This window comes from Amphritea sp. GJ51-11 (genome assembly GCF_055808735.1).
In genome coordinates, this window is sequence record NZ_CM147881.1 from 4640860 (window position 1) to 4663180 (window position 22321).

Consider the following 22321-nt stretch of genomic DNA (forward strand, 5'->3'; position numbering starts at 1 on the left):
GAACGATCGATTAGCCGGTAAACTTCTGGAATACCAGCGTTGAGTTAGTACCACCGAAGCCAAAGCTATTTGACATCACGCGCTGCAAATCAACATTGTCTTTGCGTTCAGTGACGACCGGTAGGCCTTCAGCCGCCGGGTCTAAGTCATCAATATTGGCTGATGCACAGATAAAGTTGTTTTCCATCATCAGCAAGCTATAGATCGCTTCTTGAACGCCGGTAGCGCCGAGAGAGTGACCTGTCAGTGACTTAGTGGAGCTAACCGGAGGCATCTCTGTGCCGAAGGTTTCTTTCATCGCCTTCAGTTCTTGGATGTCACCAGCCGGTGTCGATGTACCATGGGAGTTGATGTAATCAATGTTGCCATCAACGGTATCCATTGCTTGCTTCATGCAGCGCATAGCGCCTTCGCCAGAAGGGGCAACCATATCGTAACCGTCAGAGGTTGCGCCATAACCGACCAGTTCGCCGTAAATCTTAGCGCCACGGGCTTTAGCGTGTTCCAGCTCTTCTAGAACGAGCATGCCGCCACCGCCAGCGATAACGAAACCATCGCGGTTGGCATCGTATGCGCGAGATGCTTTTTCGGGTGTTTCATTGTACTTGCTAGACAAAGCACCCATCGCATCAAACATCATACTGAGTGACCAGTGCAGCTCTTCACCACCACCGGCAAAGACGATGTCTTGTTTGTTTAGCTGGATCTGTTCCATTGCGTTGCCGATACAGTGGGCGCTGGTAGCGCAGGCAGAGGTAATGGAATAGTTAACGCCTTTAATTTTAAAAGGAGTTGCCAGACAAGCTGATACGGTTGAACCCATGGTGCGGGTTACGCGGTATGGACCCACGCGGCGCACGCCCTTGCTGCGAAGGATATCGGCGGCTTCGACGATATCGGCAGAGGATGCACCACCGGAACCAGCGATCAGACCGGTACGCACATTCGATACCATCTCGTCACTGAGGTTGGCGTCTTTAATCGCCTGATCCATTGAAAGGTAAGCATACGCGGCAGCATCACCCATGAAACGAACCAGTTTGCGGTCGATCAGGTCGGTGTAATCCAGATCAATGCTGCCAGCTACCTGGCTGCGGAATCCAAGCTCTTTGTACTCTTCCTGAAACTTAATGCCGGAACGGCCTTCTTTCAGTGAGTCCAAGACGGCTTCTTTATCAGTACCTAGGCAAGATACGATACCCATTCCGGTAACAACTACACGTCTCATAGGATGCCTCTTTTATTCAGTAAACGTTGTAAGTATAGATCTACAGCAGGCTGGCAGCCTGCTATGACGGCTTAGCTTAATTTAGAAGCTATCGGTAGATACGAACAGGCCCACGCGCAGATCTTTTGCGGTGTAAATTTCGCGTCCGTCGACGGATACGCTACCATCAGCGATACCCATAACCAATTTGCGTTCGATCACCCGTGACAGGTCGATACGATAAGTCACTTTTTTAGCTGTTGGCAGGATCTGGCCGGTAAATTTTACTTCACCGCATCCCAGTGCGCGCCCGCGCCCTTTATTGCCACGCCAGCCAAGGAAAAAGCCAACGATCTGCCACATAGCGTCAAGCCCTAAGCAACCCGGCATAACTGGATCGGTTGGAAAATGGCAGTCGAAAAACCAAAGATCAGGATGGATATCCAGCTCTGCTTCGATATAGCCTTTGCCATATTTACCACCTTCGCCGGTGATCATAGTGATGCGGTCCATCATCAGCATGTTGCCGATAGGCAGGCGGGCATTACCCTCACCAAACATGATGCCGTTACCGCACTGAAGGAGTTCTTCTCGATTAAATGAGGAAGGTTTTGTCATTTGAGCTGTATATCCACTTTTTTTTAGCCAAAATATCGGGGGGATTATACCGGGTTAGTGGTCGGGGATCACGGCCTGTATCATTAAAAACGGTAAATTCGGATAGATTTGGTCGTTTTTAAGGGGGTTTATCGCAAGATGCACAGTGAATTTTGGCATGAGCGCTGGGAAACTGGCCGTATAGGTTTTCACCAGTCAGAGGTGAATGAGTGGCTGCAACAAGCTTGGCCTGCGTTGCAAACCCGGGGCGAAGGGCGGGTTTTGGTACCCTTATGCGGCAAGAGTCTGGATATGGTCTGGCTGCGCGAACAGGGTCATGAAGTGACCGGCGTCGAGCTAAATGAGCGTGCTTGTGAGGCATTTTGGTGTGAGCAACTAAATAGGGCCGTTATAGCGACGCCTTTATATCAGGGTGATTTTATTGGACGAGAAGTAGAAGGGCTGCGCACCCTGTGTGGTGATTTCTTTGCGCTTCCCGCCGCAGAATTCGAAACAGTTGCTTGGGTGTATGACCGTGCCGCCCTGATCGCTTTTCCCGAGCCGATGCGTCGACGTTATGCGCAAATGCTGAGTGAGTGTTTACCTGTCGGTGTGGCGATGCTGTTGATAACGCTTGAGTTTAACGGCGCGGAGGGCCCTCCGTTCTCTGTGACTGAAGCGGAGGTTAACGACCTTTATGGAGAGCGATTCATAATAGACAAGTTACACACAGAAGCGTTGGATGGTCGGGATGCTGGCCGAGCCGAAACCGTTTATATCTTGCGCGATCAGCGCAGCGGTAGTCATTAAATGGCGCGAGCGGGTGTGTTTGCGTATCAAAAAAAACCGCCGAGTGGCGGTTTCTTGGCGATGTTCAAAGTGGCGAATGGCCGATGTTAGCTATTGCGCTTAACGGCGAGATCAGCCAGTTGAATCATGGTTTGTTTGAATGAGCTGTCTGGCAGAGCGTCGAGGGCTTTGATCGCCTTGTCTGCTTCGGCGTAGGCGGTATTGCGGGAATAATCGATCGAGCCGGTGACATGAACGATATCCATGATCGGTTGTAGGTCTTCTAAGCCGCCTTTACGAATGGCTTGACGGATCAAGTTGCGCTGCTCATCGGTACCGTGCTGCATAGCATGGATCAGCGGCAGGGTAGCTTTACCTTCAGCCAAGTCGTCGCCGACATTCTTACCCATCTCTTCGGCGCTGCTGAGATAATCCATGACGTCGTCGATGATCTGAAAGGCGATACCGATATGTCGACCATAGAGTCGTAAGGCTTCTTGCTCCTCTTTGCTGGCGTCAGCCAAAATTGCCCCGGCTTCGGTGGCCGCTTCAAACAGCATGGCGGTTTTACCCAAAATTACCTGCATATAGGCATCTTCGGTGGTGTCAGGGTTGCGCGCATTGAGCAACTGCATGACTTCGCCTTCAGCAATAATGGTGGTGGCATTGGAGATGACCGCCATAATTTCCAGCTTGTTGATTTCAACCATGATTTGGAAGGAGCGCGAATAAAGGAAATCACCAACCAGCACGCTAGGTGCATTGCCCCACTTGGCGTTAGCGGTGTCGTTGCCGCGTCGTAGCTCAGAGTTATCCACAACATCGTCGTGCAGTAGGGTGGCGGTGTGGATAAATTCGATCACCGCCGCGAGCGGGATATGTTGATCATCTTTATAGCCGGCGGCGTTGGCCGCGAGGAGTACCAGCAACGGTCTTATTCGTTTGCCACCACTTTCGACAATGTAATGTCCGATTTTTTCAACCAGGGGTACACCAGAGTGTAAGTGGTTGATAATATAGTCGTTTACCGCTTCGAATTGCGGCTCAATAGCTGGGTTTAACTGATGTGGCAGCATAGGAACTGATACTAGGCTCTTAAATTGGTATTGGCGCATGCTAGGGGGTGAGTATGCGAGTGTCAAGAAAGTCGGGTTATTATCTATATTTCTGCTTGAGTCAGATCTGATGTTTCTATATAATCTCGCGCCCTAACCCATCCAAATTCGCTCCCTACCATATGGTTCAACCATTAGAAGTAGGCGTGTTATTTAGTAGCAGGGTGGGTTTTAAACTGGAGATTAAAATGTACGCAGTAATTGTGAGCGGCGGTAAACAGTACCGAGTTCAGGAAGGCCATACGCTGAAACTGGAAAAACTGGCTGTAGAAGCGGGTTCTAATGTTGAATTTGACCGCGTTTTACTGGTTGCAGATGGCGATGATGTTAAAATCGGTGCGCCAGTTGTTGAAGGTGCTAAGGTTACAGCTGAAGTTGTAAGCCACGGTCGCGCTAAGAAAGTTCATATCATGAAATTCAAGCGTCGTAAGCATCACATGAAGCAGATGGGTCACCGTCAACACTTCACTGAAGTTAAAATTACTGGCATTAGTGCCTAAGACTATTCGATAGGAGAGTGACAAATGGCTCATAAGAAGGCGGCAGGTAGTACTCGTAACGGTCGTGACTCCGAGTCGAAACGCTTAGGTGTTAAGCGTTTCGGTGGTCAGGTAGTGACGGCTGGTAACATTCTTGTTCGTCAGCGCGGAACTAAGTTCCATGCTGGTGTTAACGTAGGTATGGGTAAAGACCATACTCTGTTTGCGACTGCAGACGGCGTTGTTAAGTTTGTTGTTAAAGGCCCGCAAAAGCGTAAGTATATTACTATAGAAACCGCTTAATACGGCTTTTATGCTTAAAAAAGCTCCGCGGTTGCGGGGCTTTTTTTGTTTTTAATGGCTAATTAAGCTTGTTGTTGAAAGGGTCTGCAGGGCGGGTCTTATCAACAGCCGGTTTGTTGCCGGTAATGTGCACAGAATGCCAGTATAACTGGAGGTGTAGTATGAAATTTGTAGATGAAGCGACGATTACGATCGAGGCGGGTAAGGGCGGCAATGGTACCTTGAGCTTTCGCCGGGAAAAATATATCGCGAAAGGTGGTCCTGATGGCGGTGATGGCGGTGATGGCGGTTCGGTATATGTAGAAGCGGATGAATCGCTGAATACGCTGATCGATTATCGGTTTCAGCCGCGCTATAAGGCTGAAAATGGTAAAGGCGGTCAGAGCCGTAACTGTACAGGGGCTAAAGGCGAAGATTTGATCATGAAGGTGCCAGTCGGTACTACTGTGGTTGATATTGATACCGACGAAGTTTTGGCGGATATGACTCAGGTAGGCCAGGTTGAGAAAATTGCTCAGGGTGGTTTCCATGGTCTGGGTAATACGCGCTTCAAGAGTAGTGTGAACCGTGCGCCTCGGCAGACGACTAATGGTAGTTTGGGTGAAACGCGTAACGTTAAGCTTGAGCTGAAAGTGCTAGCGGATGTTGGTTTGCTGGGCTTGCCCAATGCGGGTAAATCGACCTTTATTCGGTCAGTTTCTGCCGCTACGCCAAAGGTGGCGGATTATCCGTTTACCACGCTGGTGCCAAACCTAGGTGTTGTTAGTATCGAGCAGCATAAGAGCTTTGTGATTGCTGATATACCCGGCATCATTGAGGGCGCGGCTGAGGGCGCTGGGCTCGGGATTCGCTTCCTGAAGCACTTGGCGCGTAACCGTATATTGCTGCATCTTGTGGATATGGCGCCTTGGGATGGTGTAACGCCGGCGGATTCGGCCTGTGTGATCGTTCGTGAGCTAGATAAATTTAGTCCGACCTTAGCGGCTCAGCCGCGTTGGTTGGTGCTGAATAAGCTCGATATGGTGCCGGAAGATGAGCAGGAAGAGCGTTGTCAGTCGGTTGTTGATGCGCTGGGCTGGGATGGTCCTGTGTACCGTATTTCTGCCATCAATAAGATGGGCACGCAGCAGTTGGTGCAGGATATTCAGGTGTTTCTCGACCAATTGGCTGAGCAGATGGCCGAGCAGCCTGAGTTGGTCGATGCTGAGCTGCAGATACGTCGAGCGATTGATCGTGAAGGTCGTGAGCGGATTGAGCAGATGCGTGAAGAAGTACGTGCGAAGCGCCAAGGCGATGACGATTTTGAAGACTTCGACGATGATGATTATGACGTTGAAGTGGAATATGTAAAAAATTAGGGTTTGTGTCGGGCTGTCCGGTCGCGCTTAGCGTCGGGAAAGGAAATGGCCTTTTAGTTGTGTCTTTCAAGAGAGTAGTTAGCCGTGAGCTCAGCGCGTAATAAACTGAAAACATCTCGTCGATGGGTTGTTAAAATTGGCAGTGCGTTACTGACAAATGATGGTGAGGGGTTGGATCTGGCGGCTATTGGTCGTTGGGTCGATCAGTTAGCTCAATTGCGCCGGGATGGCCTTGAAGTTGTGCTGGTGTCCTCGGGCTCAATCGCTGAAGGAATTGTGCGCCTCGGTTGGAAAGAGCGGCCTTATGAAGTGTATAAGCTTCAGGCGGCTGCGGCGGTTGGGCAGATGGGGTTGGTGCAGGCTTATGAAACCAACTTTCGCCGCCATAATGCCTTAACGGCGCAAATTCTGCTGACCCATGAGGATCACTCGAATCGTAAGCGTTATCTCAATGCTCAGGCGACCCTGAGGACTTTGTTGTCGGTGGGGGTGGTGCCGGTGGTGAATGAGAATGATACCGTGGTTACCAAAGAGATCCGCTTTGGTGATAATGATACCCTTGGTGCGCTGGTGGCTAATTTGGTTGAGGCGGATGCCTTGATTCTGTTGACCGATCAGAATGGTCTGTACACTGCTGATCCGCGTTCCAATCCTGATGCTGCTTTGATTTCTGAGGCGATGGCCGGTGATCGCTCACTGGACGCGATGGCTGGCGGTGGTGGGCGTCTGGGGCAGGGCGGCATGGCAACCAAGGTACGTGCAGCGAAGTTGGCGGCGCGGTCGGGTGCAGTGACGGTGATTGCGAGTGGTCGGGAAGATAATGTTTTACTGCGTCTGCGGGATGCTGAGGTGTTGGGTACGGTGCTGAAGCCTGAGCAGTCGCCCATGGCGGCGCGTAAGCAATGGATTGCTGGGCATCTTCAGGCGCGTGGCACCTTGACTCTCGATGCAGGTGCGGTGGTTGCTTTGGTTGAGCGTGGTAAGAGTCTTTTGCCGGCAGGTGTTAAAGCGGTGAGCGGATCTTTCTCGCGTGGCGAAATGGTCGTGATTGCTGATGAGCAGGGGCGAGCAGTAGCGCGTGGACTGGTGAACTATGGTGTCGAGGATGCGCAGAAGATTATTGGTCATCCGAGCTCGCATATAGAAACGGTGCTAGGGTTTGTTGGTGAGCAGGAGTTGGTGCACCGGGATAACTTGGTGTTGGTTTGAATTTGGTTTGTTGATATTTTGCAGCAAAAAAAACCGGCCAAGGCCGGTTTTTTTAATGCTTATGTCTCAGAGAGATTAAGCAGCCAATTTCTTGATAGAGGCATTCAGGCGACTTTTCTTACGTGCAACCTGGTTCTTGTTGAAAATGCCTTTAGTTACTGCGCTGTCCATCAATGGCTGAGCGGTAACGAATGCAGCAGTTGCAGCAGCGTGATCGCCTGCTTCAATAGCGGCTACAACTCGTTTAACGTAAGTGCGAACCATGGAACGCAGGCTCGCGTTATTTTGACGGCGCGTCTCAGCTTGGCGAGCGCGTTTACGGGATCCTGCGGAATTTGCCACAATCCGACTCCTCTAAATAGTGTAAAAGTTAATCGATGTAAAATAATCGATATTGAGATGCCCGTAGGTCTATTACTAAACGATCGGACATCTAAAATTAAGACGCGAGATTATTCATGTTTGTGGCCTGAGTGTCAACAGGTAAGTCGCAATAAAGTGAGCTAAGTCGGTGGATTTGTTGTCTTGTCGTTTTGTTTGCGCAAGCATTTTGACGGCTTAATCGGTATTATCGGCCTCATTCCATTTTGGCTGGCAGGAAAGCAGAGCATTGAGCAGAACAGAAACGCCTCCCGAGAACCCTGAACCGGGTTGTCCGCAGTCCGATAATACCCCTCCGGGTAAAGCGCCTAAAGCGCGTAGCTTACTGCGCTCGAGTGCGTTGGTCGGGATGATGACGATGTTATCGCGGGTGTTGGGGTTGGCCCGTGATGTGGTGGTCGCGAACTATTTCGGCGCGGGTAGTAGTGCTGATGCCTTTTTTGTCGCCTTTAAAATTCCCAATTTTTTACGCCGCCTGTTCGCTGAGGGGGCTTTTTCTCAGGCGTTTGTGCCGGTGTTGTCAGAATATCGCAGCCTGAAGGATCTGGCGGCGGTTAAGCAGCTTGTTGATCGAGTGGCGGGTAGTCTTGGGTTGGTGTTGTTGCTCGTCACGGCTATGGGTGTTTTAGGGGCGCCGGTGTTGGCTGCTATCTTTGCGCCAGGTTTTTATCTCAATGATCCGCTGCGCTACGAACTTGCCGTGGAGATGCTGCGGTATACCTTCCCCTATTTGCTGCTGATCTCATTAACGGCGCTAGCGGGCAGTATTCTGAATAGTTATGAGCGCTTTGCGGTGCCCGCCTTTACCCCTGTGTTGCTCAATCTTTCTTTGATTGGTGCGGCGATGTGGATGCAGCCATTGTTTGAACAGCCGGTGATGGCGTTAGCGTTCGGTGTTTTGATTGCTGGATCGGTGCAGTTGCTGTTTCAGGTTCCGTTTCTGTGGCGACTGCAGTTGTTGCCTAAGCCTGTCTTGGGGTTTCAGGATGAGGGTGTTAAACGCATCCTTAAATTAATGATTCCGGCTTTGTTTGGTGTGTCGGTGAGCCAAATCAACCTGTTACTGGATACTTTGTTGGCGTCTTTTTTACAGACTGGCAGTGTTTCTTGGCTCTATTATTCGGATCGTTTAGCTGAGTTGCCGTTGGGTGTGTTTGGCATTGCGATTGCCACGGTAATCCTGCCAAGTTTATCCCGCAAACACGCGGAGAAAAGTACCGAAAACTTCTCCCGTACTCTTGATTGGGCGATGCGGATGGTGTTGCTGATCGGCTTGCCTGCCGCCATGGCGTTGCTGGTGCTGGCGGAGCCTTTGCTGGCAACCTTATTCCATTATGGTGAGATGACGGATCGTGATGTCACCATGGCGGCTATGAGCTTGCGTGCCTACGCCTGCGGTTTGCTGGCCTTTATGCTGATCAAGGTGCTCGCGCCGGGTTATTATTCTCGTCAGGATACTAAGACGCCGGTTAAAATCGGCATCTATGCGATGGTCATCAATATGGTGTTAAATCTGATACTAATCTGGCCGTTGGATCATGTTGGGTTAGCATTAGCGACGACGCTGTCGGCCTTTCTGAATGCGGGCTTATTATTGCGTGGTTTGCTAAAAGAAGGCGTTTTCACTTGGCAGTCGGGCTGGCTTCGCTGGTTGATGCGGATGGGGCTGGCAAATGCAGCGATGATTGGTTTTTTGCTGTTTCTGGTGGGGTCACCGGCGCATTGGTTAGGGTTTGATCTATGGCAGCGGGTAACGCAGATGGCGATTCTTGTTGGCGGTGGCGCGGTCATTTATCTGCTGGTATTAGTGGCTACGGGGATGCGATTGCGGCATTTACGCCATTAATCGCCCTATATCGCGGTTGACCGATAGCGAATATTGCTCTAACTGGGGTATAATTTCGCGCTTATTTTATTTGCCAATGAGATTGGGGTGACATGGAGCTAATTCGGGGTTTGCATAATCTGCGTGACAAGCATAAAGGCTGTGTCGCAACGATCGGCAACTTTGATGGCGTGCATCTGGGTCATCAACAGGTGTTGGCACAGGTGCTGCGTAAAGGCAAAGAGTTGGGCCTGCCGGCGGTGGTGATCATTTTTGAACCACAGCCACGGGAGTTTTTTGCCGGTAATCAAGCGCCACCACGGTTAACTCGCTTCGATGAGAAAGTCCGGCTGTTACAAGCTCAGGGCGTCGACCGGGTGCTGTGTTTAACCTTTAACGAGCGCTTGCGCACCATGAGTGCAGATCAGTTTGTTGATGAACTGCTACTCAAAGGCTTGGCGGTACGGCATTTTGTGGTAGGTGATGATTTTCGTTTTGGTTGTGACCGTAGTGGCGATTACAACATGCTACGCCAGAGCGGTGAACGCTATGGTTTCAGTGTCGTGAATACCGAAACATTTGATGTGGATGGCGAGCGGGTCAGCAGTACCCGTATCCGCAACGCTTTGCAGAATAATGATCTGGCCTTGGCTTGTGGGCTGCTAGGCCGTCCTTACCGTGTAACAGGGCGTGTTATGCACGGCCAAGAATTGGGGCGTACCATCGGTGTTCCAACGGCTAATGTGCGTATGCATCGGTTCCACTCACCGCTCAAAGGTGTTTATGCAGTCACGGTGACCGGAAAAAACCTGTCAGCCCAGGGGGTTGCTAATATTGGCATGCGTCCGACGGTCAATGGTAAACAACCGGTGCTGGAAGCCCACCTGTTTGATTGGGCGGGTGATCTTTATGGTCAACTACTGACAGTAGAATTTAAAACGTTTATTCGTCCAGAACAGAAATTTGATGGGCTGGATGCGCTGAAACAACAGATAAATAACGATATTCAACAGGTCAGGAACTACTTTCTGACAGGTGCCTTGTAAGTAAGGCCAAACTAGACGATTCAGAAGCGATACGACAATGACCGATTATAAACCGACCCTGAACTTACCGAATACTAAGTTCCCGATGCGCGGCAATCTGGCTCAGAAAGAGCCGCAGATGCTGAAACAGTGGCAGAAAATGGATCTTTACCAAAAGATTCGTGAAGTCAGTGCCGGTCGGCCTAAATTTATTTTGCATGATGGCCCTCCCTACGCGAACGGCGATATTCATATCGGTCATGCGGTCAATAAAATTCTGAAAGACATTATTGTTAAGTCCCGCACCATGGCGGGCTTTGATGCACCCTATGTGCCGGGTTGGGACTGCCATGGTCTGCCGATTGAGCACAATGTTGAGAAGAAGATCGGCAAAGCTGGCGTTAAAGTTTCTTACAGTGATTTCCGTAAGAAATGCCGCGAATACGCAACCCGTCAGGTCGAAGGCCAGAAGAAAGACTTTATCCGCTTGGGTGTGTTGGGCGACTGGGAAAACCCTTACTTGACCATGAACTTCGGCACCGAAGCGAATATTATTCGGGCGCTGGGACGTATCGCTGAGAACGGCCATCTAGTGAAGGGTTATAAGCCAGTTTATTGGAGTGTTGTGGGTAGTTCTGCTTTGGCGGAAGCCGAAGTGGAATATCAGGATAAAACTTCACTGGCTATTGATGTGCGTTTTGCCCCGGTTGATCAAGCGGCTTTCCTTAGTTGCTTTAGTGATCTTTCTGGAGAAGGTGAAGCCACCGTTGTTATCTGGACAACTACTCCTTGGACGCTGCCGGCTAACCAAGCGGTATCGCTGAATGCTGAGCTGGACTATGTCTTGGTGCAGGTCGGTAGTGAGCGTTTGCTTATTGCCGAGGCTTTGGTTGAAGATGCCATGCAGCGTTATGGCGTTGAAGAGTACCGCATTGTTGGTCACTGTAAAGGTGAAGCGTTGGAGCATCAGGCACTGCAACATCCGTTTTACGATAAGCAAGTGCCGGTTATTTTGGGTGATCATGTCACTATTGATGCGGGTACCGGTGCAGTGCATACCGCGCCTGATCATGGAGTAGAAGATTTCAATGTGGGTCGTGCTTACGGTATCGGTACGCTAAATCTGGTAGGCCCGGATGGTGTTTTCACTGAAAATGCTGGCGAGTTTGCGGGTCAGCATGTGTATAAAGTTGAAGATACGATTGTCGCGGCGCTGGAAGCCAACAATCGCCTCATTCTTAAGAATAAATTTAGCCATAGTTATCCCCACTGCTGGCGTACTAAAACGCCGTTGATCTACCGTGCGACACCGCAATGGTTTATCAGTATGGAAGCGAAAGGGCTTAAGAAAGACGCTTTAGCCGCCATTAAAGAAGTTGAGTGGTTCCCAGGTTGGGGCCAGAACCGTATTGAATCAATGGTTGAACAGAGCCCTGACTGGTGTGTTTCCCGTCAACGGACTTGGGGCGTACCAATTGCGCTCTTCGTGCATAAAACCACGGCTGAGCTACACCCTGAAACGCCTCGCTTGATCGAGGAAGTCGCGCTCAAAGTAGAACAGACCGGTATTGATGCTTGGTTTGATCTGGATGCGAGCGAATTGTTGGGCGATGACGCCGACCAATACGAAAAAGTGCTGGATACCTTGGATGTTTGGTTTGATTCCGGTGTGACTCACTACTCGGTACTGGACCGCACTGAAGGCCTGCAGTTCCCGGCTGATATGTATCTGGAAGGTTCGGATCAGCACCGGGGCTGGTTCCAGTCTTCACTGAAAACCAGTATCGCCATCAAAGGTTGTGCACCTTATAAACAGGTTCTGACTCATGGCTTTACCGTTGATGGTGATGGTCGGAAGATGTCTAAATCGGTGGGTAACGTTGTTTCTCCGCAGGAAGTCATGAACAAATATGGCGCGGATATCTTGCGCCTCTGGGTAGCATCAACGGACTTTAGTTCTGAGATGACCGTTTCTGATGAGATTCTGAAACGTACCGCCGATGCCTATCGTCGGATTCGTAACACTGCACGCTTCTTTTTGGCGAACCTTGAGGGCTTTAATCCGGCAACGGATATGGTCGCGCCTGCTGATATGGTGGCGCTGGATCGCTGGGCGATCGATCGTGCGGCTCGTTTGCAGGATGAACTGGCGGGTCACTATGATCAATATCAGATGTTGCAGGTTTATCAGAAGATTTCCCATTTCTGTTCTTTGGACCTGGGCGGTTTCTATCTGGATATTATTAAAGATCGTCAGTACACCGCGAAATCTGATTCCGTTGCACGACGCTCTTGTCAGACTGCGTTGTATCATATTGTTGAAGCCATGGTGCGCTGGATTGCACCGATTCTGAGCTTCACAGCGGATGAAATCTGGAAAGAGCTGCCGGGTGATCGGGTTGAATCAGTACAGCTGACCACCTCATATACCGGTTTGACTAAGCTGGATGACAACGCTGAACTGGGACGTGATTACTGGCAGCAAGTTTTGGCGGTTAAAACGGCAGTCAATAAAGAGCTGGAAAATCAGCGTAATGCTGGCCATATCGGCAGCAGCCTCGAAGCGGAAGTTACACTCTATTGTGAACCGACTTTAGCGGCTCAGTTGGAAAAACTTGAGGATGAGTTGCGTTTCGTCCTGATCACCTCAAAAGCGGCGGTACGTCCAGCGGCTGAAGCGGCTGATGCGGTAGCTACTGAGCTGGAAGGGTTGAGTGTCGCTGTGGTTAAGAGTGAACAAGCGAAATGTGGTCGCTGCTGGCATCATCGTGAAGATGTTGGCCGTCACGCCGAGCATGAAGAACTGTGTGATCGTTGCGTCGAAAACGTTGTTGGTAGCGGTGAACAGCGTAGCTTCGCCTGAGGTCAGTGCTGTGAGTTCACCTCGTACTGCGTTGCCTTGGTTGTGGTTGGCAGCCGCTGTGATTGTGCTGGATCTGTTGACCAAGTATCAGGCCAGCCGTCTGTTACCCTATGGTGTGGCGCATCCTCAGTTGCCGGTATTTGACCTAACTCTGTTGCATAATACAGGGGCTGCGTTCAGCTTTCTGGCGTCAGCCGGGGGCTGGCAGCGTTGGTTGTTTGCGCTGATCGCCTTGGCGGTGAGTGCCGTTTTGGTGGTCTGGCTAGGCCGTACACCTCGGCAGCAACGGTGGTTAGGTGCAGGTCTCGCGCTGGTGTTGGGCGGAGCTTTGGGTAATCTGTATGATCGGGTGGTGCACGGATATGTGGTCGATTTTATCTCGCTGCACTATAACGGTTATTACTTTCCCGCCTTTAATCTGGCAGATACGGCGATAACGATCGGTGCGGGCATGCTGATTATCGATATGTTATGGTCTTCCGATACTGGCAATAAATCTAAATAAAGGTCTGAGCTATGTCACAACATATGTCACCACAGACAATCGCACCTGATGCAACGGTTACGCTGCATTTTGCTATTAAGCTGGCCGATGGGCAGGTGGTTGATTCCAACTTTGAGAGTAAACCAGCCACTTTTGTGGTGGGCGATGGTCAGCTGTTAGATGGCTTTGAAAAAGCACTATTAGGCATGAAGGCCGGCGATGAGGCGGTGATTGATATCCTGCCTGAACAGGGCTTTGGTATGTCCAACCCTAGTAATATGCAGCGTCTGCCGCGCAAGCAGTTTGGCGACATGGTGTTGGAGCCAGGGCTGGTTGTTTCGTTTGCTGATGGTTCTGACAGTGAGCTTCCCGGTGTGGTTGCTGAGTTTGATGAACGTATGGTCACTATCGATTTTAATCACCCTCTTGCGGGTAAAAATCTAAAATTTGAAGTTAAGATTCTAACGGTCGAATAATTCAAATGATGCTTTAGGTCAGTGATTTGCTCATCAAGCGGGTGACTGACTGGCATTTTTAATTTTTGTTGACTACATTATCTGCATTAATTGCGACAAGGATGTTGTGATGTGTAGATCCACATGTAAGTCAAAATTTTATTTCTACAGCCTCTTTTTTCATCGCCACGAACCTCGTAAATCGTTTTTTTCTTTTATTGAGCGCGGCGTTACCCTGATTGAAGTACTGGTTACGCTGGTGCTTGTTGCTATCGGTCTGTCCGGTATGATGGCGATGCAGGTGCGCGGCGTACAGCAGAATCAAAGCGCATATCTGCGTACTCAAGCGGTCATGATGGCCAGTGATATGGCCGACCGAATTCGTCTCAATCGCCAGGCTGCACTGGCTGACGCTTATTCCCTCAAACTGTCGCAGACTGTAGATGCCTTTAACAGTACCGCCGGTTTAAATGCAGGTCATCAATTAGCTTACAGCGATATCTTTGATTGGTTAGGACGAGTCTCTACTTATCTTCCCGGTGGCGATGCGATGATCTCTCGAAAAGCCCAAACCATCACCATTACCGTGAACTGGAATGGTCGGCGTGATGATGGTAATACGTCCAGTTATCAGCATGAGGTGGAGTTATGAAGCGCCGTCCGTATGCTTCTTTCCTAGCGCAACGAGGCTTTACGTTAGTTGAGTTAATGATCTCCTCAGTGATCGGTCTGTTATTAACCACGGCAATGCTCGCGGCATTTGTTGCTTCTTCGCGCACCTATCAGTTGCAGGATGCTATGTCAGAAGTGCAAGAAAACGGTCGATTTGCCATCAACATACTCATGAGAGACCTACGTCAAAGTGGTGTTGATTCTTCATCCGATGAGACCGTGTTGGGGGTTGAAAATACCGCAAAGACGGTCAAAGACTTTGAAGATGAATATGGGAATTTAGTCATCACCCAGAGCAGCATTAAAAGTAACATTATTTATCTGCCTGGGTTAGAGGGAGCTGGCGTGACCTACTATGTGGGTGATACAGGCGTTGGCCGCATTTCTCTTTATCGCAAGAATCAACCGTTAGTTGAAGGCGTTGCAGGGTTGGCGTTTGAGTATGGGGTCGATAGCAATAATGACGACTTAGTGGATAGCTATAAAGTCTTCGCGGATATGTCAGCGGCGGACTGGGAAGATGTTATTACCGTGCGTTTTAGTTTGCTGGTGAGTAGTTTTGGCAGTGGGGTGACAGATCAGCCTCAGGTATTGGTCTTTCCGTTTGCCAATGTTGATACCTCTGACCGGCGGCTTTATCAAGTTTATACAGCAACAGCGATGCTAAGAAATGCGGTGCTTTGATCATGGCTAACGTAAACCGATTGATTATTAGGCAGCAAGGGGCAACGCTGATTGTTGCGTTGATTTTATTATTAGTAATGGCCTTAATGGCTTCGACATCTTTGAAAAGCAATGTGATGCAGTCACGTATGGCGGCCAATATGCAGGATCTGGCTATTGCCTTTGAGGCCTCTGAAACGGGGCTTTTTTATTCTGAACAATGGCTTGCCAGTCAAAGCTCAACTCCAGAGTTAGTCCAGTTCAGTGATCTAAAGGCGGGTTTGTCTGATTTCGTGGTTGATAGTCGCAGTAGCAGTGAACTCAAAAATAAACTATTAGATTTAACGACGGTTAGTCAATGGGAAGTTGGCGCGCAGGCGGTAACAGCATTTAATGCTGAACCGTTAACCTCAGTGCATAAGCAGCCGAAGGTATCGCTTGAGCTGACAGGCTTTACCCCGGATGACAAAACTCAAGGGTATGACTACGGCGAGACGACGGGGGTGAGCTTATTTCGCCACTTAAGTCGTAATACGGGTAAGAGTGGTGAAAGTGAAGTCATCCTCCAAAGTGAATATCGCAAACGTTTCAGGTGAGACTATGAATAGAGCAAGGATGTTGAGATGGATTGCAGCACCGATAAGTGCTGCTTGCGTCGTGATGGCCGCTCCGGCCATGGCTACTGATTACTCGATTAGTAATGTGCCGATTGATGTGGCGGAAACAGCACAGCCTAATGTAATGCTGCTGATGGATACTTCGGGGAGTATGAGAGATCGTCCTAGTAGTTCTACCAATATGCATGACGACTCTAAAATGGAGCAAGCGATATCGGCGGCTAAAGCGGTTGTCCAATCCGGCGACGGTATGCGTATTGGGCTGGCACGGTTGAACTATGATGACGGTGGGCAAGTTGATCTTAACTGCGGCAGCACAAAAGATCAGTTGATATCAAAGTTGAGCACATATAAAGCTGAAGATTGGACGCCAATCTCAGAGGCGTATTATGAAATCACTCGTTACTTTCGTGGAATGAAAGGGCATTTTGAGCATAAAAATAGTCAATATACCTCTCCCATTACTAGCCAATGTCAGAAGAATTTTACGGTGGTGATAACGGATGGAGAGCCTTATCGTGATAATAATTTCAAGAACTTAAATGATCCAGATGACCCAGAAGATACGTTGCCAAACTGGGATGATTCTGATGACGACAGTGCGTCTGAAAACGGAAAAGAGTTAGTTCGTGACCGGTGGTATTACCTCGATGATTTAGCTAAGTTTGGCTGGGATACCGATATGAGTGATCAGCCGGGTCTGCAAAATATGTATACCTACACGGTTGGTTTCGATATCGACTTTCCTATGTTGAAGGATGCGGCAGAAAAAGGGCATGGTGAGTATCTCATTGCAGGGAATGAAACTGAGTTACTGACCTCGCTAAAAAGTATCTTTGCTGATATCAGTCGCAAGGTATTTAGTAATACGCGGTTGAGTGCGACCAGTGGCTATGTTTCTAGTGGGTTGGATATTTATCAAGCGGGCTACAATACCACTGACTGGAGCGGAGAGTTGAGTGCCTATGAAACAACGGTTAATACAACGAGTGGTTTGTTGGAGGTAGCTGAAACGCCTCTATGGCAGGCATCTGCAGAAATTCCGAGTTGGGGTCAGCGGAAAATCATAACGAATAAAGGCAATACCGGAATTTCTTTTCGTTGGAAGAGCTTTTCAAGTAGCGAAAGGGCCGCTTTGTTTCATCAAAAACAGTCACTGCTTCAGTATATCCGAGGAAAAGACTTTGATAGTTATCGCCGTCGCAACTCGTTACTCGGGGATATCGTCCATTCAAACCCTATCTATGTCGCTAACCCTTCAGCCTATAACAGTTCAGCCAGTTATCGCGCCTTTAAAAAGACCTATGCTTCCCGCGAGCCGATGATCTATGTCGGTGCAAATGATGGCATGCTGCATGGCTTTCGCGCTTCTGATGGCAAAGAGTTATTAGCCTATATTCCATCGGTGTTGTTGTCTGGGCTAAGTGAGTTGACAGATACCGAATACACGCATCGATACTATGTCGATGGCACGCCAACGGTGCAGGATGCTTATGTTGATGGCCAATGGCGGACGCTGTTAGCAGGTGGATTAAATGCTGGCGGGCAGGGCGTGTATGTTCTCGATGTAACCAATCCTACCCGTTTTTCAGAAGGTAATGCTAATGATATTTTTCAGCTAGAGTTTACCGATGCGAATGATGACGATATGGGCTATAGCTATGCCCGTCCCGCTATTGTTAAGTTGCGCGATAACAACTGGTATCTTGTTTTCGGTAATGGTTATAACAATACCGTTAATGATGATCACACCAGTCAGTCAGGTGATGCTGTTATCTATCTGCAAGGGTTGGATAGCGGCTCCTCCTTGATTAAATTGTCCACCAATGTCGGTTTAGATGAAGCTCCTACAGGGTTGGATAGCCCGAATGGTATGTCGACCCTTGCACCGATCAGTGATGATGGGCAAACGGTCAATGTTATTTATGGTGGTGACTTATACGGTAATGTTTGGAAGTTTGATCTGAACGATGTTGATCCTATTAACTGGTCATTGGATTATAAGGTCTTTCAGGCGTGTACGAGTACGTCCTGTAGTGCTGATGATATTCAGCCAATCACTTCACGCTTGGCGGTATCAGAGAATGCATCCGGCGATAATATGATCTATTTTGGTACCGGTAAGGATTTTGAATTTGCTGATAAGTCAGCGACAAGTCTGCAAACATTTTATGGCATTGTAGATAGCGGTGCTGAGATCACTTTGGGGCGAGGTGCGTTACAGCAGCAGTCTATCTATGCCCAAGGGTTCTACTCTTTTGACGGCGAGAGTCGCGAACTGAGATTGACAACCAATAATAGTCTCGATAGTACTGATCAGGGCTGGTATATGGATTTACAAACGCCCAATAGTACAGGTACTTCTGATCAGTTAGGTGAGCGAGTATTGAGTACACCGGTACTGCGCGGGTCTCGAGTGATCTTTTCAACCCTTACCTATACCAATGATCCATGTGAGGCGGGTGGATACGGTTGGGAGATGGAGTTAAATCGCTATACCGGCAGCCGTCTCAGTTATGTTTCGGTGGATTATAACCGTGATGGGGATTTCGATGACGATGATAAGGTCACTGATGCCGATGGCACTACCAAAGTAAGTGCTTCGGGTATGCGAGCAGGGAATGGTACCGGGGTGACCGAGTTGGTTGATGGTGACGGTCTACAGCGTATCCATAATGATGATGAACTTGATGTTGATCGTGTTCAATTAGCACCGGAAGATACTGGCCGAGCCAGTTGGCGTTATTTGGAGCGTAACTGATGAACCTTTCATGCTCGCGCTCTACACGAGGCTTTACCTTGATTGAGCTGATGATCGCGGTGGCAATTGTTGGGCTGTTATCGGCGATCGCTTATCCTTCCTATATGCAGCATATTCAAAATAGCTGGCGAGAATCCGCTCGGCTATGTCTGTTGGATATGGCGCAACAAATGGAGCGTCGGTACGCGGCTGATCTCGGTTATAACTTAGTTGATGCTAATGGCGACAATAATGACGATCTATTGATGGCTTTGTCTTGCGTCACTGAAGGGCGGATGGCGGCTCGTTATCAGTTTAGTGGTGGTCCAAATAAAAATGGTTTTAGTGTGTTAGCGAAGCCTATTGGTGGGCAAGCATCGGATGAGTGCGGCTCGTTAGGGTTGGATCAATCAGGAAAGCAGACCGCGAGCGGATCGGCTGGGGTAGCGGATTGTTGGTGAGTGGAGCGTATATGAACATTAAAAAACTGATGGGTTTTACGCTGATTGAGTTGATGGTTACGTTGAGTGTGCTGTTGATTCTTATCATGGTGGGTGTGCCATCGCTCTCGGGTTATTTTCGGTCGCAGCGCTTAAATACCGTTACTCAATTACTAAAGGACAGTTACAGCCAAGCACGTTACGAAGCGGTGGCAGGGAAGAAGGCGGTGACGCTGTGTCCGCTTGATCCAAATGCCGACACCTGTGGTAATCTCTGGGATGCAGGCATTATGATCTATATCGATCAGAATGGTGATGGCGCTTATGCTGCGACAGACGATTTGCGTCTCAGGCAGGTGGGCTTCCCCACCGGCGTAACTGTTTCGATTGCGGGTCGAACTAAAATTCGTCTTAGTGCCGCCGGCACAACAGCTGATACCGGTACCTTTGTTGTTAAGGTATCAGGCAGTACATCACAAAAAACACTAGTTATTCACTCTTCAGGGCGTATTCGGTTAGGCTGAAATCGTTCACTTTGTTCAAATATAAGCGCTAAATCAGTTACAGATCGTGCAAAATTGGTTTAATCTTATTCTTTTTATTATCATTATCTGATAGTAATTCACTGTTTTGGGTAATCCTAATGCACTAACCGCTGTTTTGTTGGCTAAAATATAACCAATGCGATAAGCAAAAGGAGTTTGCTTCAATCTATAATGATTATAGATGAAGAGTAGAGGGGTGATTTTTTGTTAAAAATGAAACAATCCGGTTTTACACTGATTGAGTTGATGGTGACGCTTGTTGTGTTGGGTATCCTGCTTGGTGTTGGTATTCCAAGTTTTAATTCCGTTATCGAATCCAATACACTTCGCGCTGTCGCTCATAGTGTGAGTACTGCAGCTCAGTTGGCGCGATCCGAAGCTCTTGATCAGCGTACAAATGCTGCCGTCTGCCGGGCGAATAGTACATTTACCGCCTGCCAGTTTGGCGCCGATTGGAGTAGTGGCTGGGTGGTAGTGACACAGCAAGGAGCCGATTTGGAAACAGCAGCGGATGTGACCGTTGTTAGAATGTGGGAGGCGGTTGCTATTACCGTATCAGGTGCTGCTAACGGTCTTGTGTTTGAGCGCTCAGGCCGAGCAACAACGACAGGCAGTATTCAGATTCAAAATAGTAGCGACAGCCGTTGTCTTTCGGTAAATAGCAGTGGAAGTACTGCAATGAAGGAGGGCAGTTGCTGATGATTTCAGGTTATAAAGTTAAGTGGAGGGCCGAGCAAGGGTCATCACTTATCGAGGTATTGATCGCGGTTGTTATTATCTCGGTTGGGCTGCTTTCGGTTGCGGCGCTGCAAACGATGGCGTTGAAAAGTAATAATGGTTCTTATTATCGCTCCCAAGCAACATTCTTAGCCTATGATCTTGCCGACCGGATAAGAGCAGCCCCTGGTTCGGCACTGGCTGGCGATTATAATGACGGTGAACCTGGTGACCGGGCCGAGTGGGACGCTAGAGTCGTTTCAACGTTGGGCGCAAATGCGGCGGGTCAGTTGGTATGGAACGATACCCGTAAAGTAACAATTACGATTAGCTGGAATGATAATAGAGCAAGGATTCGAGCTGAAGGTGATACCAGTGATACTGTGTTGACTAACTTTAGCTATCAGATGGAGTTTTAAAGGATGTTAACATCGATACCAAACAAGCGAGAGACCGGCTTCAGCCTGATAGAGTTGATGATCTCTCTGGTTCTTGGTGTGTTTATCGTTGGCGGTGTACTTGCCGTATTTATGGGTAGCTCTGCCAGTTTTAATAGTAATGCCTCCTTGTCTCGGGTTCAGGAAAATGGACGCTTTGCCTTGGAAATATTAGCCGAGGATCTGCGTAATACTGGCAATAGAAGTAATTGCTGGGGAGAAGTTGTGGATCTGATTGACACAGGCGCTAGTGCTTATGAACCAGATGCTTATGACCTGAATAGTCCACTTAAAGGTTGGACCGATGCGTCCGGTGCTTTTTTTGAAAGCGACTTAGCCGGTACAGGCTATCAGGCGAATACTGATCTTGTTATTGTGAAGCATGCAGCAGAGGATTCCGGTGTTGAGCTTACAGCAGACCTCGATTCAACTGTGAAAACACTTTCCGTGACTGGTGGGGCAGATTCTGGTGCCATTCTTCTTCTCTCTGATGCCGTTGGATGTGATTTGTTCCAAAATACAGCCGCTGATGACAGCGCTCCGATAGAGATAGGTACGGGCCCATCATTATTAAACAGCCTTATAAATGTTGCTAATAAGTCTCAACCATTGAGTCACTCATATTTAAGTAGCGGAACGTCAATTTCTAAGCTTTCTAGTACTCTCTATTATGTTGGTGATGGAGATGGCTCAACAGGCACTGCTCTGCGAAAAGTGAGCTATGGAAATGGTGCGGCGGCGGATAACGAGGCACTGGTTGAAGGTGTAACTGATCTGAATGTTTTTTATGGTATCGCTTCAGGCGCAGGCTCAGCATTAGATTATTCTTCAGACGCGGATGCGATTAGTGATTGGGGGGATGTTGTCGCCGTAAGGGTAACGGTCACTGTGAGAGATGACGATATTGAGCATGACTTTACCACCACCGTTGCGTTGAGGAATCGATTGCCATGATTACCCACTGTACGCGTTGTTATAAACAGAAAGAGCAAGGGGCGGTATTAATCATCTCGCTCATCTTTTTATTAGTTTTATCCTTTATTGGTATCAGCTCAATGCAAGGTACCACTATGCAAGAAAAAATGTCGGGTAACCTGCGTGACCGAAGTTCTGCCTTTAATGCGGCAGAAGCGGGCTTGCGCGAAGGGGAGCGCGAAGCGCGCACTGATTATTTTAGTGGTGCTCTAGATCCTGATAATGCAACCAACGGGACTTATGCCTCTTCCTTTTCGGTAAATGAAGTGCCGTCATGGGAAGCTGAATTATTAGCCGATATCTACGTGAGTACATCGATTGATGCACTCCCTTCGGGGGCTGTTATCCGAGTCAGATCGTTATCAGCGGGATTATCTGGACAATCCGGCGTGCAACTTGAATCAATATACGTGGTGGAAGAGTGA

General features: G+C 48.9%; 24 protein-coding genes. 20 read left to right on the forward strand and 4 right to left on the reverse strand.

The genetic code is table 11. The annotated features are described in order from the left end of the window. Nucleotides 1–10: 10 nt before the first annotated feature. Together fabB and fabA are read right to left on the reverse strand one after the other, a co-directional pair. Entirely contained in the window at nt 11–1228 is a 1218-nt protein-coding gene (gene fabB, locus AC0L4K_RS21075) for a beta-ketoacyl-ACP synthase I (protein ID WP_417227692.1), read from the reverse strand. 81 nt (nt 1229–1309) lie between these two features. Beyond that, the gene (gene fabA / locus AC0L4K_RS21080) at nt 1310–1825 is read right to left on the reverse strand and encodes a bifunctional 3-hydroxydecanoyl-ACP dehydratase/trans-2-decenoyl-ACP isomerase (protein WP_417227691.1); all 516 of its coding nucleotides are present in this window, start codon (nt 1823–1825) and stop codon (nt 1310–1312) included. Between the two features lie 138 nt (nt 1826–1963). Between fabA and AC0L4K_RS21085 the strand changes: the two genes are divergently transcribed. Continuing rightward, entirely contained in the window at nt 1964–2614 is a 651-nt protein-coding gene (locus AC0L4K_RS21085) for a thiopurine S-methyltransferase (protein ID WP_417227690.1), read from the forward strand. Between the two features lie 86 nt (nt 2615–2700). On the opposite strand, the gene ispB is transcribed toward AC0L4K_RS21085, so the two are convergent. Next, on the reverse strand, nt 2701–3669 hold the full coding sequence (gene ispB, locus AC0L4K_RS21090) for an octaprenyl diphosphate synthase (RefSeq protein WP_473267782.1): 969 nt from the start codon (nt 3667–3669) through the stop codon (nt 2701–2703). Between the two features lie 227 nt (nt 3670–3896). Between ispB and rplU the strand changes: the two genes are divergently transcribed. From rplU to proB, 4 genes are all read left to right on the forward strand, one after another. Further along, entirely contained in the window at nt 3897–4208 is a 312-nt protein-coding gene (rplU, locus tag AC0L4K_RS21095; protein ID WP_126159392.1) for a 50S ribosomal protein L21, read from the forward strand. 24 nt (nt 4209–4232) lie between these two features. Further along, a complete protein-coding gene (gene rpmA / locus AC0L4K_RS21100; RefSeq protein WP_126159393.1) occupies nt 4233–4490 on the forward strand; it encodes a 50S ribosomal protein L27 in 258 nt (85 codons plus the stop codon). 161 nt (nt 4491–4651) lie between these two features. Beyond that, entirely contained in the window at nt 4652–5848 is a 1197-nt protein-coding gene (gene cgtA, locus AC0L4K_RS21105; protein ID WP_417227688.1) for an Obg family GTPase CgtA, read from the forward strand. An 84-nt stretch (nt 5849–5932) separates the two neighbouring features. Then, nucleotides 5933–7057 (forward strand): glutamate 5-kinase, encoded by a 1125-nt coding sequence (gene proB, locus AC0L4K_RS21110; protein WP_473267783.1) that lies wholly within the window; start codon nt 5933–5935, stop codon nt 7055–7057. 75 nt (nt 7058–7132) lie between these two features. On the opposite strand, the gene rpsT is transcribed toward proB, so the two are convergent. After that, the gene (gene rpsT, locus AC0L4K_RS21115; protein WP_417227686.1) at nt 7133–7399 is read right to left on the reverse strand and encodes a 30S ribosomal protein S20; all 267 of its coding nucleotides are present in this window, start codon (nt 7397–7399) and stop codon (nt 7133–7135) included. A 388-nt stretch (nt 7400–7787) separates the two neighbouring features. Here rpsT and murJ point away from each other — a divergent pair, with 388 nt between their 5' ends. The 15 genes from murJ (at nt 7788) to AC0L4K_RS21190 (ending at nt 22321) form a co-directional block, all read left to right on the forward strand. Beyond that, nucleotides 7788–9284, forward strand: coding sequence for a murein biosynthesis integral membrane protein MurJ (gene murJ, locus AC0L4K_RS21120; protein WP_473269257.1), 1497 nt, complete (start codon nt 7788–7790; stop codon nt 9282–9284). A gap of 92 nt (nt 9285–9376) precedes the next feature. Then, nucleotides 9377–10309, forward strand: a complete 933-nt coding sequence (gene ribF, locus AC0L4K_RS21125; protein ID WP_417227685.1) for a bifunctional riboflavin kinase/FAD synthetase — start codon at nt 9377–9379, stop codon at nt 10307–10309. A gap of 37 nt (nt 10310–10346) precedes the next feature. Then, complete coding sequence (gene ileS / locus AC0L4K_RS21130; protein WP_473267784.1) at nt 10347–13151, forward strand: isoleucine--tRNA ligase; 2805 nt, start codon at nt 10347–10349, stop codon at nt 13149–13151. A gap of 10 nt (nt 13152–13161) precedes the next feature. Beyond that, entirely contained in the window at nt 13162–13656 is a 495-nt protein-coding gene (gene lspA / locus AC0L4K_RS21135; protein WP_473267785.1) for a signal peptidase II, read from the forward strand. Between the two features lie 11 nt (nt 13657–13667). Beyond that, nucleotides 13668–14111 (forward strand): FKBP-type peptidyl-prolyl cis-trans isomerase, encoded by a 444-nt coding sequence (locus AC0L4K_RS21140; RefSeq protein ID WP_417227682.1) that lies wholly within the window; start codon nt 13668–13670, stop codon nt 14109–14111. A gap of 109 nt (nt 14112–14220) precedes the next feature. After that, nucleotides 14221–14742, forward strand: a complete 522-nt coding sequence (gene pilV, locus AC0L4K_RS21145; RefSeq protein ID WP_473267787.1) for a type IV pilus modification protein PilV — start codon at nt 14221–14223, stop codon at nt 14740–14742. After that, nucleotides 14739–15446, forward strand: coding sequence for a PilW family protein (locus AC0L4K_RS21150; protein ID WP_473267788.1), 708 nt, complete (start codon nt 14739–14741; stop codon nt 15444–15446). Before pilV (AC0L4K_RS21145) ends, AC0L4K_RS21150 begins: the two co-directional genes overlap by 4 nt. Nucleotides 15447–15448: 2 nt before the next feature. Then, nucleotides 15449–16021, forward strand: a complete 573-nt coding sequence (locus AC0L4K_RS21155) for a pilus assembly PilX family protein (RefSeq protein ID WP_473267789.1) — start codon at nt 15449–15451, stop codon at nt 16019–16021. Between the two features lie 4 nt (nt 16022–16025). Beyond that, nucleotides 16026–18803, forward strand: a complete 2778-nt coding sequence (locus tag AC0L4K_RS21160; RefSeq protein ID WP_473267790.1) for a pilus assembly protein — start codon at nt 16026–16028, stop codon at nt 18801–18803. After that, nucleotides 18803–19243, forward strand: coding sequence for a type IV pilin protein (locus AC0L4K_RS21165; protein WP_473267791.1), 441 nt, complete (start codon nt 18803–18805; stop codon nt 19241–19243). Before AC0L4K_RS21160 ends, AC0L4K_RS21165 begins: the two co-directional genes overlap by 1 nt. A gap of 11 nt (nt 19244–19254) precedes the next feature. Continuing rightward, a complete protein-coding gene (locus AC0L4K_RS21170) occupies nt 19255–19746 on the forward strand; it encodes a GspH/FimT family pseudopilin (RefSeq protein WP_473267792.1) in 492 nt (163 codons plus the stop codon). Between the two features lie 234 nt (nt 19747–19980). Then, on the forward strand, nt 19981–20466 hold the full coding sequence (locus AC0L4K_RS21175; RefSeq protein WP_473269258.1) for a GspH/FimT family pseudopilin: 486 nt from the start codon (nt 19981–19983) through the stop codon (nt 20464–20466). Next, on the forward strand, nt 20466–20903 hold the full coding sequence (gene pilV, locus AC0L4K_RS21180; RefSeq protein WP_473269259.1) for a type IV pilus modification protein PilV: 438 nt from the start codon (nt 20466–20468) through the stop codon (nt 20901–20903). The genes AC0L4K_RS21175 and pilV (AC0L4K_RS21180) overlap by 1 nt, the downstream gene beginning before the upstream one ends. A gap of 3 nt (nt 20904–20906) precedes the next feature. After that, a complete protein-coding gene (locus AC0L4K_RS21185) occupies nt 20907–21875 on the forward strand; it encodes a PilW family protein (protein ID WP_473267793.1) in 969 nt (322 codons plus the stop codon). Next, on the forward strand, nt 21872–22321 hold the full coding sequence (locus AC0L4K_RS21190) for a pilus assembly PilX family protein (protein WP_473267794.1): 450 nt from the start codon (nt 21872–21874) through the stop codon (nt 22319–22321). Before AC0L4K_RS21185 ends, AC0L4K_RS21190 begins: the two co-directional genes overlap by 4 nt.